The sequence below is a fragment of the Candidatus Pseudothioglobus sp. Uisw_086 genome, from assembly GCF_048085745.1.
Taxonomy (GTDB): domain Bacteria; phylum Pseudomonadota; class Gammaproteobacteria; order PS1; family Pseudothioglobaceae; genus Pseudothioglobus.
This window is the reverse complement of record NZ_CP159803.1, coordinates 395,498-417,137: the sequence shown is the minus strand read 5'-3', so window position 1 is coordinate 417,137 and position 21,640 is coordinate 395,498. Positions and strand designations below refer to the sequence as shown.

The window sequence follows — 21,640 nt, the reverse complement described above, 5'->3', positions numbered from 1 at the left end:
AATTTCATTCTGACATTAGATCTATAAATTCATCAAACAAGTAACTCACGTCATGAGGACCAGGAGAGGCTTCAGGATGACCTTGAAAACTATAAGCAGGCTTATTTTTTACCTTAATGCCTTGTATACTTTTATCAAACAACGATCTATGAGTTATTTCAATATTATCTGGAATATTTTCTTCTGAAACTGCAAAGCCATGATTTTGAGAGGTAATCATTACTTTTTTTGATTTTAGATCTTGAACAGGATGATTTGCCCCGTGATGGCCGAATTTCATTTTTTCCGTCTTAGCCCCAGACGCAATTGATAAGAGCTGATGGCCAAGACAAATACCAAAAATTGGAATATCTTTTTCTAATAATTTTTTAATACTTCTAATTGCATAATCACATGGCTCAGGATCTCCTGGTCCATTTGATAAAAACACTCCATCAGGCTTTATCGCTAATAAATCCTCAAGAGGAGCTTGTGCATTAAAGACAGAGAGTTCACAACCTCTATCAACCAGCATTCTTAAAATATTTTTCTTAACTCCATAATCATAAACTGCCACTTTTAGTTTTGTAGATGTCTTGTTAAAAGTAGTCTGTTGAATATTGTATGAACCTTGATTAAAAGAATAAGACTTAGGAGTCGATACTACTTTAGCCAAGTCCATATTTTTAAGCCCAGAAAAATCTTTTGCTTTTTGAATTGCCTTGTTCGAATCAATTTTATTTGATGCCATAATACAGCCTTTAAGTGCACCATGGGTTCGCAGATGGCGAGTCAGCGCTCTAGTATCAATATTTGAAATTGCAACTATGTTATTACTCGACAGGTAGTTATCAAGACTCATCTCAGAGCGCCAATTGCTATAAGCAAGTGGTAAGTTTCTAATAATTAATCCAGCAGCATAGACATTTGATGACTCTTCATCAACTATATTTATTCCAGTATTGCCAATATGAGGATAAGTGAGTGCAACGATTTGTTGATTGTAAGATGGGTCAGTTAGTATTTCTTGATACCCTGTCATTGCAGTATTAAAGACAACCTCACCAACTGTTTCACCAATAGATCCAATAGACTCACCCCAAAAAACCGAACCATCTTCGAGTGCTAATATGGCAGTTTGAGGCAAAACTTTACTCCTGGTAGAGGTCAAAAAACTTGGGAAATTTTACCATGTGTTTAAGGTTAACTTATCCTGAATTTTATATTCCAATGTTATAATTAGCTGGCTTATAACAATCAAGTGCATTTGTGAAAATTCTAGTAAACGGTGAAAAAATATCACTTCCTGCAGATTCAAGTATTGAAGGCCTAATTGTGCATTTAGGTTATCAAAATCAGCGAATTGCTATTGAAATCAACGAATCAATTATCCCAAAATCTAATCATTCTTCATTCCTACTACAAGATCTAGATAAAGTTGAGATAATTAACGCAGTTGGTGGTGGGTAAGAGTTAGAAGTAATAAATCTAACTACAGCTTTTATCTTCTTTTGGCAGAAATCCTAAACCACTCACCTTTATTGAGAATCTTAATATTTGAAAAATTGACTGAGTAGCATTTAATCACTTTGTCAACTTGTTCTTTTAAAATACCAGATAGAAGCAGCATGCCATTTGAGTAGACTAAATCTGAAAACAATGGTTCCAATTCAATTAATGGATTGGCCAAAATATTAGCTATAAGTAAATCGCATTCAATACCCTCCTTCTGTTCGATTGAATGAATTATACAAATAATGTTTTCACAATTATTTTTTGCTACATTTTCTTTGCTTGACAGCACTGCTTGAGGGTCATTATCAATAGCTACAACACTCTTAGCACCAAGCTTTGCAGCTGCTATTGCTAATACTCCAGTGCCGCAACCAAAATCAATGACATGGAGATTTTTAGGAGGATTTGAATCTAAGTATTCGAGACATAGGCTAGTAGTTTGATGGGTTCCAGTTCCAAAAGCTAGCCCTGGATCCATATTAATTACAAGAGAGTCATTTGAAAATTTAGTTTCAGTATCCCATGAAGGGGAAACCCAAAGTCTCCTTCCAAATCGCATTGAAGGAAAATCTTTTTTGCACTCGTCCTCCCAAACTCTATCTTCAAGCTCTAAAGTCTCAATAACAACAATATTGCAGATTTTTAAAATAGAAGTTTCAATAAATTTTTGATTTACTTCTGAAGAAAATAAAGCATTTACTATAACGCTATCCCACAAGGGTGTTTGCCCAACTGGGGGCTCATAAATTGCATCATCTTGGGCATCTGAGTAGGTTATAGATAGACTTCCTAGGCCCATTAAGACCTCTGAAATTAAATCTGTTTCAGTTTTATTAACTTCGAAAGATATCTGTTTCCAGCTCATGAAAAAATAATATATTGTATTGTGTTTGGCTTTTTATATTGACTTAGAGTAAGTCTTTAATAGAATCCAATGCTTTTGGTAATTTATCCGGCTCTGTGCCTCCACCTTGTGCCATATCTGCTCGACCACCACCTTTTCCACCAACCTGGGTAGCAACATGATTCAAAATATTTCCTGCTTGATATTTATCAGTAAGGCTTTTGGTTACCACTGCAACAAGAGAGACTTTTTTATCAGAGACAACTGCCAATACGACGATTGCCGAACCCAGCTTATCTTTTAGCTTATCCGCTAAATCTCTTAAATCTTTTGCAGGAATATCTAAAACTTCAGTTGCCAAAACTTTAACACCTTTAACTTCTATAACTTTGGATAAAAGTGAATCACCTTGATCACTTGCTAACTGTTTCTGAAAAACTACTATCTGTTTCTCAAGGTTTTTTTGATTACTAATTAGCTGTTTCACTTTGTCTAAAACCATTGAATTACTTGATTTTGTAAGACTTGCAATCATACTAAGAGTGTCTTCATTTTGTTTATCATGCTGATAAGCATCAATCCCTGTAACTGCCTCTATTCTTCTAACTCCTGCAGCGATACCACCCTCAGAAATAACTTTAAACCTACCAATATCACCCAGCCTTTGAACATGAGTACCCCCACAAAGCTCAACAGAAAAATTATCATCGCCCATTGAAAGAACTCTAACAATATCCCCATATTTTTCACCAAAGAGAGCCATTGCGCCTTTCTTCTTGGCAGTCTTGATATCAGTCTCCTCAGTTATCACTTGTGAGTTGCCTAAAATTTGCTGATTAACTATCGCCTCAACCTGATCTAAATTAGCTCTTGATACAACTTCATCATGTGAGAAATCAAATCGTAACTTTTCAGATTCAACCAGAGAGCCTTTTTGATTTACTTGATCACCAAGAACCTGCCTTAAAGCTTCATGTAGAAGGTGAGTTGCTGAATGATTATTCATGATTTTCTTGCGTCTATCTTCATCAATTGATGCTTCAACCGCATCTCCAACTTGGAGCGCGCCTTTTGCTTGGATACCATGATGTTCAAATGCATTTGAAGCCTGCTTTTGAGTATCAGTAACTTTAAATTGCGCACCATTTTTTGACAAAGTCCCATGGTCACCACTTTGACCACCAGACTCACCATAGAAGCTACTTTTATTGATAACTACAATGGCTTCTTCTCCCTCATTGAGAGAATCTACAGATTTATTGTCTTTAATAATAGCGCTAATAATTGCGCTATTTTTGAATTGCTCATAACCTAAAAACTCAGTTGAATTTTCGATGGTTATAGTAGATTTTTTAGAGTCAAAATCACCCGCTTTACGGGCGCGCTCTTTCTGAAGCGTCATTTCAGATTCAAAGCCGCCCATGTCGACAGTAAGACCGCGCTCTCTTGCTACGTCTGCCGTTAAGTCAACTGGAAAACCATAAGTATCGTAAAGTTTGAAGGCCACAACCCCGCTTATTTCTTTTCCAGAAATGTCATTTATTGCTGACTCAAGTATTCCCATTCCAATATCTAATGTTTGAATAAACCGATCCTCTTCTTTTTCAAGAACTTTTTCAACGTGAGATTGATTAGCACTTAATTCTGGATAGGCATTCTCATTTTGTTTTGCTAGCACTGAAGCGAGTTTATAAAAAAATATTTCTTCAATTCCTAATTTATGGCCATGCCTTATCGCTCTTCGAATTATTCTTCGAAGTACGTAGCCTCGACCTTCATTTGAAGGAATGATGCCATCAACAATCATAAATGCAGTAGAGCGGATATGATCAGCTATTACTCTAACTGAGGCATGGCTAACTTGGATTTTTTGAGACTTGGGTATAAGATTTACAATCGCACTTGTCAGCTCTTTAAAAACATCAATATCATAGTTATTATTTTCGTGTTGCAAAACAGCAGCTAATCTTTCAAGACCCATTCCTGTGTCAACTCCTGTTGACTCAAGAGGGACCAATTCTCCATCTTGCTGGCGATCAAATTGCATAAAGACCAAATTCCATATCTCAATAAACCTGTCACCATCTTCTTCAGGCGTTCCTGGGGGGCCACCCAGTATATGATCGCCATGGTCATAAAAAATCTCACTGCATGGCCCGCACGGACCCGTATCGCCCATCTGCCAAAAATTATCTTTAGCACCGCAGCGTGAAATTCTCTCTCTAGGAAAGCCTATCTCGTTGATCCAAATATCAGCTGCCTCATCATCATCCTCAAAGACGCTAACCCAAAGCTTATCTTTAGGGAGTCCAAGCTCTACTGTTAAAAAGTCCCAGGCAAAGCGAATCGCCTCACTTTTAAAATAGTCACCAAAACTAAAATTACCAAGCATTTCAAAGAATGTATGGTGACGAGCTGTATAGCCAACATTATCTAAATCATTGTGCTTTCCTCCTGCCCTAACGCACCTTTGAGATGATACCGCGCGATTGAATGAGCTTTTTGTCGCTCCAGTAAAAATGTCTTTAAAGGGCACCATCCCGGCATTAACAAACAACAAAGTGTTATCGTTATGCGGCACCAAAGAAGCGCTCTGCTGAATTGAATGACCATGACTTTCGAAGTAGCTTAAAAATTTCTGTCTTATTTCAGCAGTTTTCATTTCAAAATTGATTTATTAAAAATAAAGATTATTATACTCATGGGTCAATTAGAGGGCAAAAAACTCTTGAAGACAGTCACATAGATTTACCTGAACATCTAATTCAAGCTTACCTAATTTCTTGATGAAGCAAAATTTTTCTACAGCTCTAATCTGGTCAACCATAATATACCCTTTTAAGCCTTCAAATTGGCATTCAACTCTGCTTGGAAGCTCTTCACCCGAAGTTGTCATTGGGGCAACCATAAGACTTGGTAAATCATTTAATTCGTCAGGAGTTACAATAGTGCATAAGCCAAGATTATCAACTACCCTGCCATGTTCAGGATTTTTCATGACTAGCCAAACATCAAAACGTTTCATTGATTTTTTCGCCATTCCCAATTGGCGGTTAACTGATCTTGTTTAACGTTATTTGTCCACCCTACACGCGCTTTTTTATCGGGAGTAATAAGTAAACCACTATCTAGAACAACAAAATCTAGCTCTATATTTTCAAGATTAGCCAACGCAATTATTGGTTTAGGAATTCTTATTCCCTGAGAGTTGCCTATTTTAATTATTTTTGCCATAATGTAATTATATTGTAATTACATTACAAAAACAAGTTGGATTAATTTAAAAAATCAATACTACCAACCCCCTTTCTTAAAATTACAACTCCATCACCTGTCAAGTCAATGACAGTTGTAGGCTCTGGCGGGCAATGGCCTGCATCAATTATAAGATCGGTCGAACCATTAAGTGCAAGCTTAACATCATTACAATTATAAAACTCATAACCCTTTATTATTAACGAAACACTCATCATAGGTTCAGTCAAATTTTCGAGTATTGCCTGAACTATAGGATTATTTGATACTCGGATGCCAATAGTTTTGCTTTTTCCATTGAGTAAACGATTAGGAATATCTTTTGACCCTTCCAAAATAAAAGTATAAGCGCCTGGTAATATTTTTTTTAATAGTCTAAAACCTGCATTATTTAATTTTGCATATTCGCCAACGTGAGACAAGTCTTTTAGCATCAAAGTAAAGTGATGATGCTTACTCAACTTTCGTATATTAACAATTTGATCCATAGCTTTTTTATTTCCAAGGGTGCAGCCCAAGGCGTACCCTGAATCTGTTGGATAAGCTATAACACCACCTTTTTCCAAAACATCAATGATTTGTTTAATAAGTCGTGATTGAGGATTACCAGAGTGAATACTAATAACAGCTGACATTAGAGGTGTCTCCAAATAGCCTTTTCAGGGTCTGGCAATTCTCTTAAATTGCCTACCCGAACTCTTTGATTTGGCCACCCATGAAAGTCAGATCCACAAGATGCTAGCAAATTATAGTCTTTTGTCCATTGACTGCTTAAATTAATCTCATCTTGGGTGCTAGTTCCAGTCACAACCTCTAGCCCATCACCCAGAACTTCTTTGAAGTCAATAAGCAACTTTTTAATCTTAGTATTTGTCATTCTATATCTTAAGGGATGAGCAATAAGGGCTTTGCCACCAGAAGCATGAATCCATTTAACAACCTCATCAAAACCTTTCCACTCAACACCAACTCCACCAGGCTTTTTACCTGTCAAATATCTTCTAAATACTGCCTTCATATCTTTACAATAACCCTCACTAATTAACATTTGTGCAAAGTGCGTTCGAGTTAACATGTCCGTTTTACTATAGCTTTGCGTTTTTTCTAGTGCATCTTTAATTCCAGAGCGCCATAGGCTAAGGGCTATTTTTTCTGCTCTTTCTTTTCTTAATTTTTGATTATGCTCCAAACCAGTTTGCAAGATATCATTATTGATGTCTATTCCAAGACCTAAAATATGAATAGCCATATTTCGCCAAAGTGCTGATATTTCAACACCACTAATAAGATTTAAGTTTAATTTATTAGCCTCTAATTGAGCTTCAGCAATTCCGTCAGTAGTATCATGATCTGTCAATGAAAATAATTCACACTTAGCTAGATCAGCTAACCTTACAACCTCTTTTGGAGAAAGAACGCCATCTGAAAAATATGAATGATTATGAAGATCTACTTTCATATCTAAATTATGATCTATTTGATAAATTTAACATTCTATACTTCTTATTACAATTAAAATGGTTTGTTAAAGTTTTTTAAAGAAAAAATTATGTTTCTTGAATATATTCTCATATTTTGCAGTGTTATTTTTATTGTCAAGATATCTACGCCTTTGTTTATTAAAAGAAAATGGCTTGATAACTCTGGAGCACGAAAAAAACATATAGGTTCAGTTCCAGTAAACGGAGGAATATCCATGTTTATTGGTTTTTTTATTGGTTTTGCTTTCTTTAATAATGTGTATGACAATTTTTTAATTTTATTCATTTGCTCTTCTTTAGTTCTAACCCTAGGATTCCTTGATGATATTTCAGACTTATCAGCTCAAAGCAGGATGCTTGCTCAAACTATGGTCATCTTAATTGCTTACTCTTTTGGAATGGTTCAAATTAACTCATTCGGCAACATATTTGGTAATGGCTTATTCTCTTTTAATGACTGGTCATTAATAATTACATTGCTTGCCTTTATGGCAGGGATGAATGCCCAAAACCTTGTAGATGGCATTGATGGACTATCCTCTGGTACGGCAATAGTAACAATATCATCTATCACTTTTTTAGCTCTAAATGCACAAATGAATCAAATTGCCATAATTTCATTTATATATTTATCTATATTAATTCCTTTTTTTTATTTAAATCTATCTATAAATAAAATTTTTATGGGTGATTCTGGATCCCTTTTCATTGGATTTGGAATTGCATGGCTTTTAATTATTTCAGCACAAGGTGAGCTTGCATTTTTCAAACCTATAACTGCATTGTGGATCTATGCACTTCCTTTATTAGACATCATATCAGTAATAATTATCAGACTAAAGTCAAGAAAATCACCTTTTCAGCCGGATCATAGTCATATTCATAATCAAATAATGTTAAAACTAGAGATAAGCTCAAGAAAAGCACTAGTATTTATATTGCTTACATCGGTCTTATTTGCAGTTATTGGAGTTACTATGGAGATTTCAAACACTCCTGAATGGCTAATGTTTGGCTTACTAATGGCTATATTTTTACTTTATACAATATTTATTATTACTTATCAAGATAAAAAATCATTATCTATTTAGCACTCAAAAGAAAAAATATTTAACTAGAAAAACCATTTAATTCAGCTAAATAGTTGGTTGCCTCTACGAACCCCTCTATACTTCCACAATCAAAACGCTTTGCTTTAAATTTATATGCAATCACATTGCCTTTTTTTGCTTGAGCAATTAAAGCATCAGTAATTTGTATTTCACCATTTTTTCCTGGTTTTAAATCTTTGAGAATTTCAAAGATGTCTGGAGTAAGAATATATCGACCAATAATGGCTAAATTACTGGGAGCATCCTCAGCACTAGGCTTTTCAATTAAGTCTGAAACATGATAAAGGTCTTCTGACCCATCTACTAAGGTCCCTGTCACTATACCATAGCTCCTAACTTCATTAATTGGAACCTCTTCAATTGCAATTATAGAGCACTTGTATTCGTCATATACTTTAATTAGTTGCCCTAAAACTGAATCCTCTTTAGATATACAAAAGTCATCTGCTAATATAACACCAAAGGGCTCATTACCAATTAATGGCTCTCCTGTAAGAATTGCGTGCCCCAGTCCAAGCATCTGCGACTGACGAACATACGTAAAGCTAGCATGCTCTATAACATTTTTAATTTCTGTTAAATAATGTTCATTCTTACTACCTCTTAATTGTGACTCTAACTCTATTGAATTATCAAAGTGGTCTTCAATTGCCCTTTTACCTCTTCCTGTAACTATAGCCATATTAGAAATTCCAGCTGACATAGCTTCTTCAACTGCATATTGCAATAAGGGTTTTGTGAGAATTGGCAGCATCTCTTTTGGAACTGCCTTGGTAGCAGGCAAAAAACGTGTTCCATAACCAGCCGCAGGAAAAAGGCATTTTCTAATCAATTGGGAACCTCTAAAAAATTACTATCAAGATATAGACTTTCTTATTCTATATGTTTAATTATTTTATTAATGACACTTCTTTTAAGCGCCACATAAGAATTGTACTTTGATTTTCATTTGCAATATCGCCAATGTCATATATTAGCTCAATACTATTTAAGCCTTTCTTTGATTTAAGTGTATATCTTATATCCAATCTTTTATCAATAAGATATTCACGGGATTCATTTAGATATTTAATAATAATATTTATTTTAGAGCCATAAGTATTAATAAGCTGCAGATTAATATCGTAATTCTGATTTTCTTCATGACAAAAAATTGATAAAGATGATTTTTCTGATGACCACCAAAAAGACGATTTATAGGCTTCATTATCTCTAGGAATCCAAAATAAATTACAACTTTTATCATTATTTATTACTGAAGTAATTCCTTCAGTAAAGTTATTTTCTAATGAATAATAATGAGGTGAAATTAATCTACTAACACTTTTTTCTTTTTTAGATTCAATGTATATCGAGACATCTTTTGAAGCTGACATCATATTAACTAATTTTAAATTATTGTTAAAATTCAATGATGAAAGCTTATCAATAAAAACACCTCCATTTTTGCTTTCTTGGATATTTCCAGTGTAATCTAAATAATAAATACTTCTAGTACCCATACCTGAAGATAGCGAAAGGTAGGTTTGAGAATCATCAAACTTATTTGGTAAGAAGGATTTCAGGCACTCATATAATGATTCATCAAGTACACACATATTTAGATTTTTTTCAGTTATCTTAGAATAATTTGAAGAATTATCGTGAGGGAATTTGTAATGTCTAATTATGACATCATCTTGATTTACTTCATCAAGTATTCCAGCGTGCAATGAATTTTCTAATAAATTTCTTGGATATTTAAATATTGGATCAGATAGGCTAACAATATGGGCATTAGAGGCCATAGTAAGAGCTGCAGAAATGGTACAAAAAACCAAAAGTATGCACTTAAAATAATAAATAAACTTGTTACTTAAATCCCAAGTAAATAAGTAATACAAGAAACTTGAAGTAATAATAGCTACTCCAAAAAATTGTATGTATTCTGGTAAATATGTATTACCAATCGTTTCATCAATTATTACTTGTTGATGGCCAGATAAAGCGACAATTACAGCTGGAAAAAAAATCAAAATTAGCCCTATACATATATCTAAAAAATTAGGCCTATTTATTGAATTATTATGTTTTATTTTTTTATGGAAATTAATATATTTACAAAATATTTTTTTATATAAATAACTAATTCCAATAATGAATAACACCCATGAGAAAATAGATACAGACCAGAAAATCTCTAGTCCATAAATATACAAACTCTTCAATGAGTTCAGTAAGGGAAAGCCACCAAGACTTTGTTTTGCAAATGCATGAAGGAATTTACCAATTGAATCCAAATGAATTGAAGACCCAGGATAAGTTCCAAGTGCATGGTCAACATTATAATTTTTAAATATTAAATACCATTGTAAAAAAAAATATAAAGCAATTGAAAAAAGACCTAATAAAATTATAGGAGCGCCCTTTACCAGTACTTTTTTGAAATCTTTCTCAACTGAATAAATAATAAGCGCATGAATAACCCAAAGGGGATATGCAATTTCATATGTAAACAGAGAGAGAAAATAAAAGAAAGAAGATAAAAAGATAAATCGAGTTTTGCCACTTTCTAAATATAAAACGAGGAATAACAACGATAATACGAAATAAAGAAATAGCCCAGGCATGAAAAAACTCCATCCCAATACTGGATCCATCCACATAGTAAACTGCATAATTACCGGCAAACTTAATGAAAAAAGCTTGATGAATAAATCTGGTTTTTTTAGCTTTATAAATATAATAGCTAAAATAACTGCACCTGAATATATAATCAGAAAATTAATTAACTTAGTTACAATAACGCTATCAATATAGGAGAACCAAATATAATTCAGCCACCCTATTGGGTAAAAACGACCAGCTCCAATAAGCCAGCCTGAGACTTCACTGTAATAACGCTGCCAAACCGTAATACCTTGACGAAGAGCATCACCATATATCTGCGAATTATAGGCATCGTCACCTATATATCCTGAATGCACCATAGGGCCAATCAGCGCATAAAACCATAAGGGAAGAAAAATAAACCAGTAGGTGGGATTTTTTGTTAATTCACTCATATCATGAATTTTTAAGTTTGATAACTCTATAAATGAGAATATATTGAGTGCGAATAATAGTATTTTTTAAATATAACCTGCTTAGCTGAAAAGATGGAAGCAATGTATAAATTTTTTAGTATTAGCCCCATCTATTTATACTCTAAATATACTATTTAAATGAATACACTATGTAATTCATAGAAGATTTTTAGATTTTGGATGAAGGCCTATTATCATCTCTTCATTAAGAATATCTCTAGGCAATAAAGGTGATAAATCTTCTAATGGTGGTGAAACAATTACCCCATCTTCTTGAATGGCCAACGATAACTTAGGATAAAAAAACTGCTCTGGATCCATATAGATATCACAAATTACAGGCCCAATATTATCTTGAATTTTTGGCACATTACTTTCAAAATCTTCCCAAGTTTTAATTGAGAAATATTTAATTTTAAATGAATCAGCAATTTTGGAAAAATCTGGGCATGAAACGCCACTTTTTCTATCAGTTCCAACATATTTTCCCTTAAATAAATTTTTCTGAGTATGTTTGATCATTAAATAGCCATCATTGTTAAATATAAATATCTTTATTGGTAGTTGATGATGCACGATAGTTTGTAATTCTTGAAGATTCATCATCATTCCGCCATCACAATTTAAGCTCATGACTTCACCTTTGTTTCTAGCAAACGATGCACCTATAGCAGCTGGCAATCCATACCCCATTTCTCCTAATCCAGTCGAAGTCATTATTCTTTGATCTTTATTTAATCTAATTGCCTGATGACCTGATAATAGAGCAGTGCCCATATCAGTTGTAATTATTTGATCTTCTTTAAAATATTTACTTAGTTCATTAATAAAATTATAAGAATTTATAAAATCATTGTTATCCTTATGTTCAGGACCTATATATGGATATCGCTCTTTATATCCATTACAAGTGCTTACCCATTTATTCCAATGATTAGAGTCACAACTTAGGTCTTCATGTTTATCAATAATCTGATCAATAAAGATTCCAGCATCACTAACTATAGAAAGATCAGAAATATTTTTTGTTTTTAATAACTCATCTTCATCAATATCAACTTGAATAATTTTAGCATCTCGAGCCAATTCATCATGTTCGTAGCCAATCATAGGAATTGCCATTCTGTTCCCAATTGCAATAACAAGATCAGAATTTTGAAGTACAAAATTTGCTGACCTGTTACCATACACTCCAGCCCTTCCATAATTTAATAAATGATTATCTTGAAGCATGTCAAGTCCAGCCCAGGACACTAATGTTGGAAATTTGTATTTTTCTAGTAATGGGATTATTTTATCTACTGAACCAGATAGTCTAATTCCATGGCCCAGCCAGAAAACTGGCCGCTCAGCAAGCTCAATCATATTTAAAAATTTCTGAATATCTGAACTAGAAGGTGATTTAGTTGGTTTCTTTGAGAATGAAAAGTGTGTTAAATCACTTGCAGTGATATTTTTACCTTGTATGTCCATTGGGTAATCAATCCAGACTGGTCCAGGCCTCTCATCACCAGCAATATGGTAAGCTTTTTCTAGCTCATAAATAGCCTGGTTTGGATCTTTTACTAACGTAGAATATTTTGTAATTTTATCAACCATCAACGAGATGTCAAAGCCTTGAGTGCCCCACATTCGCATATTTTCCATTGATTGAATAAATCTTAGGTTCTCTTGGCCAGATATAATAATTCCAGGTATTGAATCAGCCCAAGCACTAATAACTCCTGTAATAGCATTCGCACTTCCACCTCCAGCAGTAACAATAGCAGCTGTGATTTTTCCAGTAACCCTATAATATGTTTGCATAGCCATAGTTGCAGCTTGCTCATGATGAACACAAATTATCTCGGTATAGCCTAGTTGGTTTATTGAATCAAATATATGGGAATTAGCAGAACCTATAATTCCAAAGACATGCTTAATATCTTTATCTTTTAAAAACTTAGCAATTTCATCACTAACTTTAACTTTATCCATCATTACTGACTTCACTTTTGTACCACTCTACTGATCTTTTGATAGATGTATCAATATCTGTAAATAACTTTAGTCCAAACTCTTTTTCAGATTTTTCAGTATTAGGTAATAAAATAGAGTGTTTATTACTAGGCACTAGTGAAGTGTTCAACATAATACTTGGGGTAATGCTAAAGCAACTTGCAACCTTTTCAGCAATGTCTTTTAGATGATAGCCATTTGAATTACCAACATTATAAACTTGTCCATTTTTAGCGTGAAGAAGCATTACAAGTAACCAGGCAGCTAAGTCAGAACCATACATATAACTCCTAACAACTTCCCCATTATCATGAATACGAATTGGTCGTTTATTTATCGCATCATTAATAAAGTTATTAATTGCCCATGGTGAGTCAATACTTTGATAGGGCCCACAAAATGTAAATGGCCTTACAATTGCAATTGGTAAACGCAATTGGCTTCTAGCAGCAGAACTCAAATTTTCAGAATAAATACTTGCACTTGCAAAATAGTCTGGCAAATTTCCATCATTTGGTACGCTAGTGTCATCTTCACAAAACTTCTCATTTTGTCCAAGCTTTCTAAGGCGCGAATAAACTGCACTAGAACTAATATTAATAATATTGTTTAAATTAGAGAGCCGAGAAGCAGATTTAAATACAGAGCCAACTCCTTCTGCCACAATTGACATCGTGTCAAAAGGTTGAGAGGCATGAAACCGCATATCCGGATTAACTGCAGCATGGATAATATAGTTTACTGTTTTAGGAATTACCGCACCTTTCGTGACATCTGAATAAATAAACTTAATATTATTAGAATCTTTTAAATGTGCTAATTTTTTTTCAAATTTAGACTTATTACGAGCCATTAAAAAAAGAGTAATCTCCATATTATGGGCTTCATTCATATAATGCACCATTTCGGCAATCCATGAGCCCATAAAACCGGTACCACCTGTAATTAATATGGTTTTACCTTTTAATTCTACAATTTTTTTTTGTACTCCTCTATAAGACCTAATACAATCAGAAGTAATTGATATATTTTGCTTTTTTTTCATAAATTAATTACTCAATTAGAAGAAAGTTGTTTAGCAACTTCAATAATCATATCTTCTTGCCCAGCAACAACTTTTTGTCTCCCAAGCTCGAAAAAAAGATCTCGTGAATCTATCTTGTATTCTTTAGCTATTCTTTTTACAGGAGCAAGGTATCCTGAAAAAACTCCTGATAATCCACTAATAATACTAGTTGAGCTAATATAGGGCAGATGTTCAACTAACTCTCTTTCAGCCACATCGCTTGCATCGAGCATTTTATATAAGTCAATACCTGTCTTATAGCCCATTCGCTCCAAAACTGAGATGAGAACCTCAAGTTGAGCATTACCTGCTCCAGCACCAAACCCCCTTGAGCTTCCATCAATTAATTTTGCCCCAGACTCAATTGCCGCAACTGAATTAGCTATGCCCATACCCAAATTATTGTGCGCATGAAATCCAACTGAAACCTGTAAATTTTTAGTAAGAAAGCCTACCTTTTCTTCTACATTTTTTGGCAAATAATTACCTGAAGAATCCATCAAAATAATCGCTTCTGCACCATAATCTTGCATCTTTTTTGCTTCACTAGCAAGTTTCTCTTTATCTGCCATATGACTCATCATAAGAACACCAAAAACAGTTTTGCCTTCTGCTTTGCAATATCGAATATGCCTTTCTGTAATATCTGCCTCAGTACAATGTGAAGCGATACGAAACACATCTACTCCATAATCTATAGCAGGTTTAAGATCCCTTTCAATAGTTGCGAAGCCTGGTATTACATGTATCCCAAGTTTTGATTTTTTAAGATGCGCCCTAGCAATAGACAGCATAATCTTATCATCTAGAGCGGATTCCCCTACCTGAAGGGATGATGCACCTAATCCATTACCATGCCCCACTTCAACAATTGAAATTCCTGCAGAATCTGCAGCATCACAATAACTAATAATTTGTTCTGTAGTCATTTGATGTGAAATAGCATGATTCCCATCCCTAAGAGTCACGTCACTTACTAATATATTATTTGTAGATTCAGTCATCATTTTCTCGCATATTCTTCAGCCATTGCTACTGCTGCACAATTAATTATATCTAGATTACCAGCGTACTCAGGAAGATAATCACCTAAGCCTTTAATTTTAAACATTATTATAATTCTATCATTTTCAACTAGAGGACCTAAAATAAGCTCATATCCAGGCACATAGGATTTCACTTTTTTAGATATTTCAGCAAGCTCTAACTTTAATGCTTTAATATTTGGATTTTGCACTTTTGCTAATATAGTTGTTGTCATATTAATGCATGGCGAAGCAGGATTAAGAATAAGTATTGCTTTAGTTTTTTTTGCTCCTGAGAATTTTTTTAATCCTGTTTCAGTTGTCTTAATATACTCATCTAAATTCATTCGAGTTGCTGGGCCTGCACTCTTTGAAGCGATACTTGAAACTACCTCAATATAATCAATAGTGCTATGGCTATTCGAGATTGCAACTGCGATAGGTATTGACGCCTGGCCACCACAAGAAACCATACTTATGTTAACTTCATTTAAGCACTCGTTAGAATTTACCGAAGGGATACACATTGGTCCAATGTTTGCTGGAGTTAAATCAATACACTTCACGCCTATATTTTTAAGTATTACTGCATGTGATGCATGATCTTTAGCTGAAGTAGCATCAAAAACAAGATCAATTTTTTCTACATTGTCAACAACATACTGAATACTTTGATCTGATACTTTAGCGCCTAGTTTAATGGCACTAGACATACCCTGAGAGGTAAGACTTCTTCCAATAAAAGCCGTACATTCTAAGATGTTTGATTTCTGAACTTTAAATAATAAATCAGTACCAATATTCCCTGAGCCTAATATTGCAACTCTATATTTTTTTACGATCAATTTTTATAATCTCCAACATAAAAAAATACATTTTATAAGCAATAGATTTTTAATTTAATCTAATATATATTTAAATCTCAAATTACTAATAACTTAAAAAATCAAAATATTTTACTAAGGAGCCAATAATCTAGATATGGTACTTCTATTCCTTATAATTAAATTATACCATTGAACTTCCAATAACAAAAGAATTCCACTAAACCTAGTGGCATTAAGGGAATTTTTATTGAAAGCTTTAATCTGCAAACACACGCCTTTACATTCCTTAGAATATCGAATGCATGTTTTTTTTCTACTATAATGATAAAAGCATTTAATTAAATTTCTTTACCTAATAGAAAAATTAAAAAGTTATTAATCAGAAATTTTTTTTACATATACAATAAATTGAATAAATCAACTAATGGCTATCTAAATGTTAAAAAAAGATTTAATAATATTTCGTAATAATTTAAGTTTATTAGTTGGATTATTTGCCATTTTTTTTGTGAACTACTTTATTGATCACGTCAGAAATCAATATTTTACAATTTTATCCATAATGATTCTTATTCCAACGCTCTTTCATACTCTTTCTTTTAAGAGATTTAAAGTGTTTGGTAACGAAAAATATTTTTCTACATTGTTTATATCAAGCAAATTATTATTGCCACTTCTTTATTTATTTACTATTATTTCGATGTATGACGTTAGTCAATTTTATGCAAACAATGTTCCTATACAACTTGCTCTTCGTAATGGAATTTCTTATTCTCATTTCCCTAATGTCTATTTGCTAACATTATTTTTTTCAATTTCATTAATTAGCATATATATAAATGAAAAGCTTGTTCTATTTAAAAAAATTATTAATCTAATATCTATTGTTATAGCTATTTTATTTTGCTTTTTTGTAGCTTATCATATAGTTATTCATGAGTTACATCGATACAATGAAAACCATCTTAACTTGGGAATTGTTTTTAATCCAATTGTGCAAGTTTTCAATGGCGCTTCAGTTCTAATTGATACTAAGTCTCAATATGGCCTTTATCCACATTTTTTTGAGCCAATACTTCATTTAACTGGAATTAGTATTACATCAATCTCCTCAATTATGGCAGTTTTTTTTCTTGTAACTATAGGATCATGGTATTTCTTTCTACTGCAAACTACTCAAAATTCATATTTATCATTAATTGGATTAATAGCAGCAACTTTTATGTTAAGTTATGGGTCAACTTGGCCTAGTGAGATTTACTATCAGTATTTCCCTGTAAGAACGTTATTTCCAGCCATTTTTCTGCTGATCTTTAGCTTTTATTATGATCATAGGAGTTGGTATAGAAGAATTATCTTCTCTTCAATATTATCACTTGGAGTTCTATGGAATTTTGAGTCCGGTGCTGTGGCTTTTCTTTGTTTTATTGTTTTGGATATTTATTTGCAATATGACATAAATAAAAAATTCATTTTCAACATTTATTTAATTTTGAAAAATATAGTTTTTTCTTTTTTATCCCTTTTTATTGTTTTTTTAATCTTCTTCACTTATATAAAAATAAGATCTGGAATTTTTCCTACAATTGAAGATTTTTTCTATTATCAACTCCTTTTTGGAAACACCGTTATTGGTGGGGGTGGAAGTCCTTTTCATGCTCATATGATAGTCATGGCTCTAATCTATTTTCTAGGCATAAGTTATGGTATCGGGGCATTATTTTCTGGATATAAAGATAAACTTAATTCAGGAATTTTTATAATAAGCATTTTTGGCATGGGAACCTCTGTTTATTATTTTCTCAAAGGCTATCACATGGGTCATGAAGCACTTGCACTATATCCCCTAATTATCTTGATCACTCTTTTTTCTGGAAGATTATTAATATCGATTAAATCCTCTAATTACTTAAATCGAAAACAGTTTAAAAATAATTTCTTAAGCTTTTTATATTTATTTTTATCTGTTTCTTTTTTGTCTTTTATCTCAAGTCTATTTATAAGCTCTTATAAGTATGACGTGAACTTTACAACAACTCCACTTTTTCATGAAATTATCTTTCCTTCAGCAAAAAACACTAAAGCTTTAGGAACAATCAAATTAGATAACTTTGATAGCAGTCAATCTGACTTTGACTATGTGAGAATTAGTGATCTTCCCTTTGATCATTATCTTCAAGGCATTGATTACAATGGCAATCCAAATCAAAAGATACCAAAATGGATAAAAAAATATAATGTAGTAAAAAAATACAGGGATAAAGACGGAAATATTCGAGATGATATCTTAATTATTTCAAACTATGACTATTTTTTGTATCTTAAATTAAATGCTAAAGCACCTGTAAAAATAGCCAACGTTAACCATATTTGGGGAATTGTTGAATATAACTATATGCATGAATCAATAAAAAATAACAAAAATATTCGATATGTTATATTTGATAATGAAGAACTAGTGAATCCTTTAAACCCTATAATTTATGAAATGATCGACACTGTAAAAGATAATTTTTCATTAATAGAAAGTTTTGATCTTGGTTATACTTGGTTCTATTATCCTAATAAATTTTCTGTGAAGGCAGCTGATTTTGACATAAGTCATGAGCTTAAAAATGGAGATCCCGGCTGGCAAAATAACGTTATTCAAGTTTTTAAAAGAATAGAGTAGTAGATCAAAACAAAAGAAACCTGAGGAATGAAAATATATTCCTATTAGATGTCTTATGTAATCCTTACCAGTTGGTGTCTTGATATTTTGATAATTCAGATATTCTGATATCTGTTTGTTTCCCATCCCTCCACCAAAAAATCTTCTTAGTGCGTCTTACTAAGAATCAGAGAGTGTGTATAAAGTCTATATTTAATAGGGATTATTAATTCTATTAATATCTTATTTTGTTTTTTGACATATTTAACTCCTAGAACATCTTACTAAAACTTATAAAGTAAATGTATTATAATTTTGAAAAAAAAGAGAAGTAAAATCAATAATCCAATTAAATCTTACATATGAAAACAAAAATTACTATTTTTTTATCATCAATCACAATTTTATTAATATTAATCTTTTCATTTAATTATGGCTTATTTCAAAGAACTATTTGTGTTGAAACTCAAGCAGTAAGTATAAATGGAATTATTAAGATATTAAAAAATGACGAGTCATTTTCAGGAAAAAACTTATGTAATTTTGATGATGGAATGCAAATCAAATCGAGGGGAATTGTCAAAGATGGTAAGAAGATTAACTTATGGACTGAGTGGAATAGGAATGGCCAGATAAAATTTGAAAGAAATTACATCGATGGCATTATAGGTATGGAGAAAACTTATCAAAATGGTGAGGTTACTTCTGATATTAAATATTCATATTTTGAAAACGAGAAAATTAAGTCCAAACAAAGCTTTAAAGATGGGCTTGCTAATGGTAAATGGATTGAGTGGCATGAAAATGGTAAGCTACTGTCAGAGAAAAATTACATAGATGACAAGTTAAACGGCTCATGGTCCCAATGGCATATAAATGGAGACAAAGCTCTAGAGGCAACTTATAAAAATAATAAATTAGATGGTAAATTGACTCAATGGCCTGTTTTTCCTCAAATTACATTTAATAGTTTTTATAAATGGGAAGGTAGGCCTTATGAATTTAGATGGGCAAGCGATAATGCAAATATTGTTTTTTATAACAATGTAAATTTAACAAAAACTTTAGATTTATCTTTTGTTTTAGGCACTTTGGTAGATAGAGATATGTTGATAAAATTTAATGGTCAAGATTTAGGGCAATTTAAATTGGTAGCAAATCGTACCGCTAAATACTCTTATAGTTTGCAGTTAAATCCAGGTGTAAATACTTTAAATTTTGTAACTGCAGAACCAGCGATAATTCCTTATGGAGATGACAATAGAAAACTATTATTTAGTTTTGGGAAATTCATTCATGAAAATAATGAAACAAAATCAGAGAAAAATTATAAAAAAAATAAATTAGATGGTAAGTGGATTATGTGGTATTCAAATGGGCAGAAAAAATCAGAGAAAAATTATAAAAATAATAAATTAGATGGTAAGTGGATTGAGTGGTATTCAAATGGAGAGCAATCATTAGAAGCACTTTACAAGAGCGATAAATTAGATGGTAATTGGTCTCAGTGGAGCAGAAAAGGTAAAATATTATTAGAGAAAAATTACAAAGAAGGTGAATGTATTAGTGAAAATTGTTTTGACTAGCCGAGTTCAATAGGGGCCCATACCAACTCACTCAACAGTGGTGGATTGTTTTCGTATGGAATATACTTTGAAACCACAATCCCACTCATTGAATTTCAGTCCATAAATCTTATATATCACAAAGAATACACTAAACGACAAATGATTATTTCTGCTCTGATTAAACTTCTCCATGATGAAGAAGGTTTAGGGTATCACAATAGTTGAATAAGAGTGGAATTAAGACCCACAGAGGCATGAAATGGTTTAATTCCTCCGTTATTTTGGTCTTAGAGAAAACATCAACGTGACCTAAGGGTTGAGCAGATAAGAAATCAACATTTCCCCACCAAAACCTCAAAGTTAGAGGTTAATTACTATACTCTTGACTATTTAAAATAGTAGAATAGATTCATAAATTAAATTGACAGTAGTCACAATGGAATTATTTAAAAACTTATTAGATTATGGTGAATATTTAAAAGAAAATCCATTCCATCAAAATTTGGAAATTGATGTTGAAGATTTTTTTAAGTTAGATAAAAAAATTGTTCGAGAAAAAAATTATAGTGTTGACCCTAATATTGAAACTCCTTATTCTGCAGAGTTAGATGACTTAATTCGTTTACACTATTTGGTAACTTCTAGGAAAGTTACAACTGTTCTGGAAATTGGTGTTGGTAAAAGCACAATTGTATTAGATCATGCACTTGAACAGAATAAATTAAAGTATGGTGACTTTGTTAAAAAAAACTTAAGGAGGTCTAATCCTTTTGAGTGTCATTCGGTTGATAATAATGAACATTGGATAGATATAACAAAATTAAATAACCCATCTATAAAGAATGTTACTTTTCACTATTGTCCTTGTCATATAACAACCTTTAATGAACGAATCTGTACTCTGTATGATAATTTTCCAAATATCTGTCCTGATTTGATATATTTAGATGCTCCAGACCAATTTTCTCCAACCGGTGATGTAAGAGGTATTACCACACATCACCCTGATCGATTCCCAATGTCTGCAGATATTTTAACTTTTGAGCATTTTTTATTGCCAGGAACTCTTATAATTGTAGATGGAAGAACTGCTAATGCAAGATTTTTAAAAACAAATTTACAAAGGAATTGGGTTTATAATTATATTGAAGAATATGACCAACATTTTTTTGAGTTGAAGGAAAAACCTTTAGGTATTTATAATCAAAGACAAATTGAATTTTGTCTAGAATCCGAGTTACCATAAAATACTTAT

18 protein-coding genes are annotated in these 21,640 nt (G+C 32.4%); 5 read left to right on the top strand and 13 right to left on the bottom strand.

From position 1 onward, the window contains the following. Positions 1 to 4: 4 nt before the first annotated feature. Entirely contained in the window at positions 5 to 1,126 is a 1,122-nt protein-coding gene (carA, locus tag ABXT49_RS02040; protein WP_416652749.1) for a glutamine-hydrolyzing carbamoyl-phosphate synthase small subunit, read from the bottom strand. A gap of 122 nt (positions 1,127 to 1,248) precedes the next feature. On the opposite strand from carA, the gene thiS reads away from it, so the two are divergent. Continuing rightward, the gene (gene thiS / locus ABXT49_RS02035; protein ID WP_416652747.1) at positions 1,249 to 1,449 is read left to right on the top strand and encodes a sulfur carrier protein ThiS; all 201 of its coding nucleotides are present in this window, start codon (positions 1,249 to 1,251) and stop codon (positions 1,447 to 1,449) included. Positions 1,450 to 1,480: 31 nt separating this feature from the next. Here thiS and prmA read toward each other — a convergent pair whose 3' ends face one another. The 6 genes from prmA to ABXT49_RS02005 are packed head-to-tail and all read right to left on the bottom strand — an operon-like array spanning position 1,481 to position 7,052. Continuing rightward, positions 1,481 to 2,359 (bottom strand): 50S ribosomal protein L11 methyltransferase, encoded by an 879-nt coding sequence (gene prmA, locus ABXT49_RS02030; protein ID WP_416652746.1) that lies wholly within the window; start codon positions 2,357 to 2,359, stop codon positions 1,481 to 1,483. Between the two features lie 43 nt (positions 2,360 to 2,402). After that, the gene (gene alaS, locus ABXT49_RS02025; RefSeq protein ID WP_416652745.1) at positions 2,403 to 5,000 is read right to left on the bottom strand and encodes an alanine--tRNA ligase; all 2,598 of its coding nucleotides are present in this window, start codon (positions 4,998 to 5,000) and stop codon (positions 2,403 to 2,405) included. Positions 5,001 to 5,048: 48 nt separating this feature from the next. Continuing rightward, positions 5,049 to 5,363, bottom strand: a complete 315-nt coding sequence (locus tag ABXT49_RS02020) for a type II toxin-antitoxin system PemK/MazF family toxin (protein WP_416652743.1) — start codon at positions 5,361 to 5,363, stop codon at positions 5,049 to 5,051. Further along, positions 5,360 to 5,572, bottom strand: coding sequence for an AbrB/MazE/SpoVT family DNA-binding domain-containing protein (locus ABXT49_RS02015; protein ID WP_416652741.1), 213 nt, complete (start codon positions 5,570 to 5,572; stop codon positions 5,360 to 5,362). The genes ABXT49_RS02020 and ABXT49_RS02015 overlap by 4 nt, the downstream gene beginning before the upstream one ends. 41 nt (positions 5,573 to 5,613) lie before the next feature. Next, the gene (locus ABXT49_RS02010) at positions 5,614 to 6,228 is read right to left on the bottom strand and encodes an L-threonylcarbamoyladenylate synthase (protein ID WP_416652739.1); all 615 of its coding nucleotides are present in this window, start codon (positions 6,226 to 6,228) and stop codon (positions 5,614 to 5,616) included. Beyond that, a complete protein-coding gene (locus ABXT49_RS02005) occupies positions 6,228 to 7,052 on the bottom strand; it encodes a PHP domain-containing protein (RefSeq protein ID WP_416652737.1) in 825 nt (274 codons plus the stop codon). The genes ABXT49_RS02010 and ABXT49_RS02005 overlap by 1 nt, the downstream gene beginning before the upstream one ends. A 90-nt stretch (positions 7,053 to 7,142) precedes the next feature. Between ABXT49_RS02005 and ABXT49_RS02000 the strand changes: the two genes are divergently transcribed. After that, positions 7,143 to 8,165, top strand: coding sequence for a hypothetical protein (locus ABXT49_RS02000; protein WP_416652736.1), 1,023 nt, complete (start codon positions 7,143 to 7,145; stop codon positions 8,163 to 8,165). Between the two features lie 19 nt (positions 8,166 to 8,184). Here ABXT49_RS02000 and galU read toward each other — a convergent pair whose 3' ends face one another. From galU to ABXT49_RS01970, 6 genes are all read right to left on the bottom strand, one after another. After that, positions 8,185 to 9,018 (bottom strand): UTP--glucose-1-phosphate uridylyltransferase GalU, encoded by an 834-nt coding sequence (gene galU, locus ABXT49_RS01995; protein WP_416652735.1) that lies wholly within the window; start codon positions 9,016 to 9,018, stop codon positions 8,185 to 8,187. A gap of 58 nt (positions 9,019 to 9,076) precedes the next feature. Continuing rightward, on the bottom strand, positions 9,077 to 11,230 hold the full coding sequence (locus tag ABXT49_RS01990; protein WP_416652732.1) for a hypothetical protein: 2,154 nt from the start codon (positions 11,228 to 11,230) through the stop codon (positions 9,077 to 9,079). Positions 11,231 to 11,407: 177 nt separating this feature from the next. Beyond that, entirely contained in the window at positions 11,408 to 13,231 is a 1,824-nt protein-coding gene (locus ABXT49_RS01985; RefSeq protein WP_416652731.1) for a thiamine pyrophosphate-binding protein, read from the bottom strand. Further along, positions 13,221 to 14,294 (bottom strand): NAD-dependent epimerase/dehydratase family protein, encoded by a 1,074-nt coding sequence (locus tag ABXT49_RS01980; protein ID WP_416652728.1) that lies wholly within the window; start codon positions 14,292 to 14,294, stop codon positions 13,221 to 13,223. The genes ABXT49_RS01985 and ABXT49_RS01980 overlap by 11 nt, the downstream gene beginning before the upstream one ends. Before the next feature lie 11 nt (positions 14,295 to 14,305). Next, the gene (gene dmpG / locus ABXT49_RS01975; RefSeq protein ID WP_416652725.1) at positions 14,306 to 15,322 is read right to left on the bottom strand and encodes a 4-hydroxy-2-oxovalerate aldolase; all 1,017 of its coding nucleotides are present in this window, start codon (positions 15,320 to 15,322) and stop codon (positions 14,306 to 14,308) included. Further along, on the bottom strand, positions 15,319 to 16,185 hold the full coding sequence (locus ABXT49_RS01970) for an acetaldehyde dehydrogenase (acetylating) (RefSeq protein ID WP_416652724.1): 867 nt from the start codon (positions 16,183 to 16,185) through the stop codon (positions 15,319 to 15,321). The genes dmpG and ABXT49_RS01970 overlap by 4 nt, the downstream gene beginning before the upstream one ends. 418 nt (positions 16,186 to 16,603) lie before the next feature. Here ABXT49_RS01970 and ABXT49_RS01965 point away from each other — a divergent pair, with 418 nt between their 5' ends. The 3 genes from ABXT49_RS01965 to ABXT49_RS01955 all read left to right on the top strand — a co-directional run bounded on the left by ABXT49_RS01965 (position 16,604) and on the right by ABXT49_RS01955 (position 21,631). Beyond that, entirely contained in the window at positions 16,604 to 18,838 is a 2,235-nt protein-coding gene (locus tag ABXT49_RS01965) for a hypothetical protein (RefSeq protein ID WP_416652722.1), read from the top strand. A gap of 341 nt (positions 18,839 to 19,179) precedes the next feature. Continuing rightward, positions 19,180 to 20,403 carry a toxin-antitoxin system YwqK family antitoxin gene (locus ABXT49_RS01960; RefSeq protein WP_416652719.1) on the top strand — a complete coding sequence of 408 codons (1,224 nt, stop codon included), beginning with the start codon at positions 19,180 to 19,182 and terminating at the stop codon, positions 20,401 to 20,403. Between the two features lie 403 nt (positions 20,404 to 20,806). After that, a complete protein-coding gene (locus ABXT49_RS01955; protein ID WP_416652718.1) occupies positions 20,807 to 21,631 on the top strand; it encodes a hypothetical protein in 825 nt (274 codons plus the stop codon). The last annotated feature ends 9 nt before the right edge of the window (positions 21,632 to 21,640 follow it).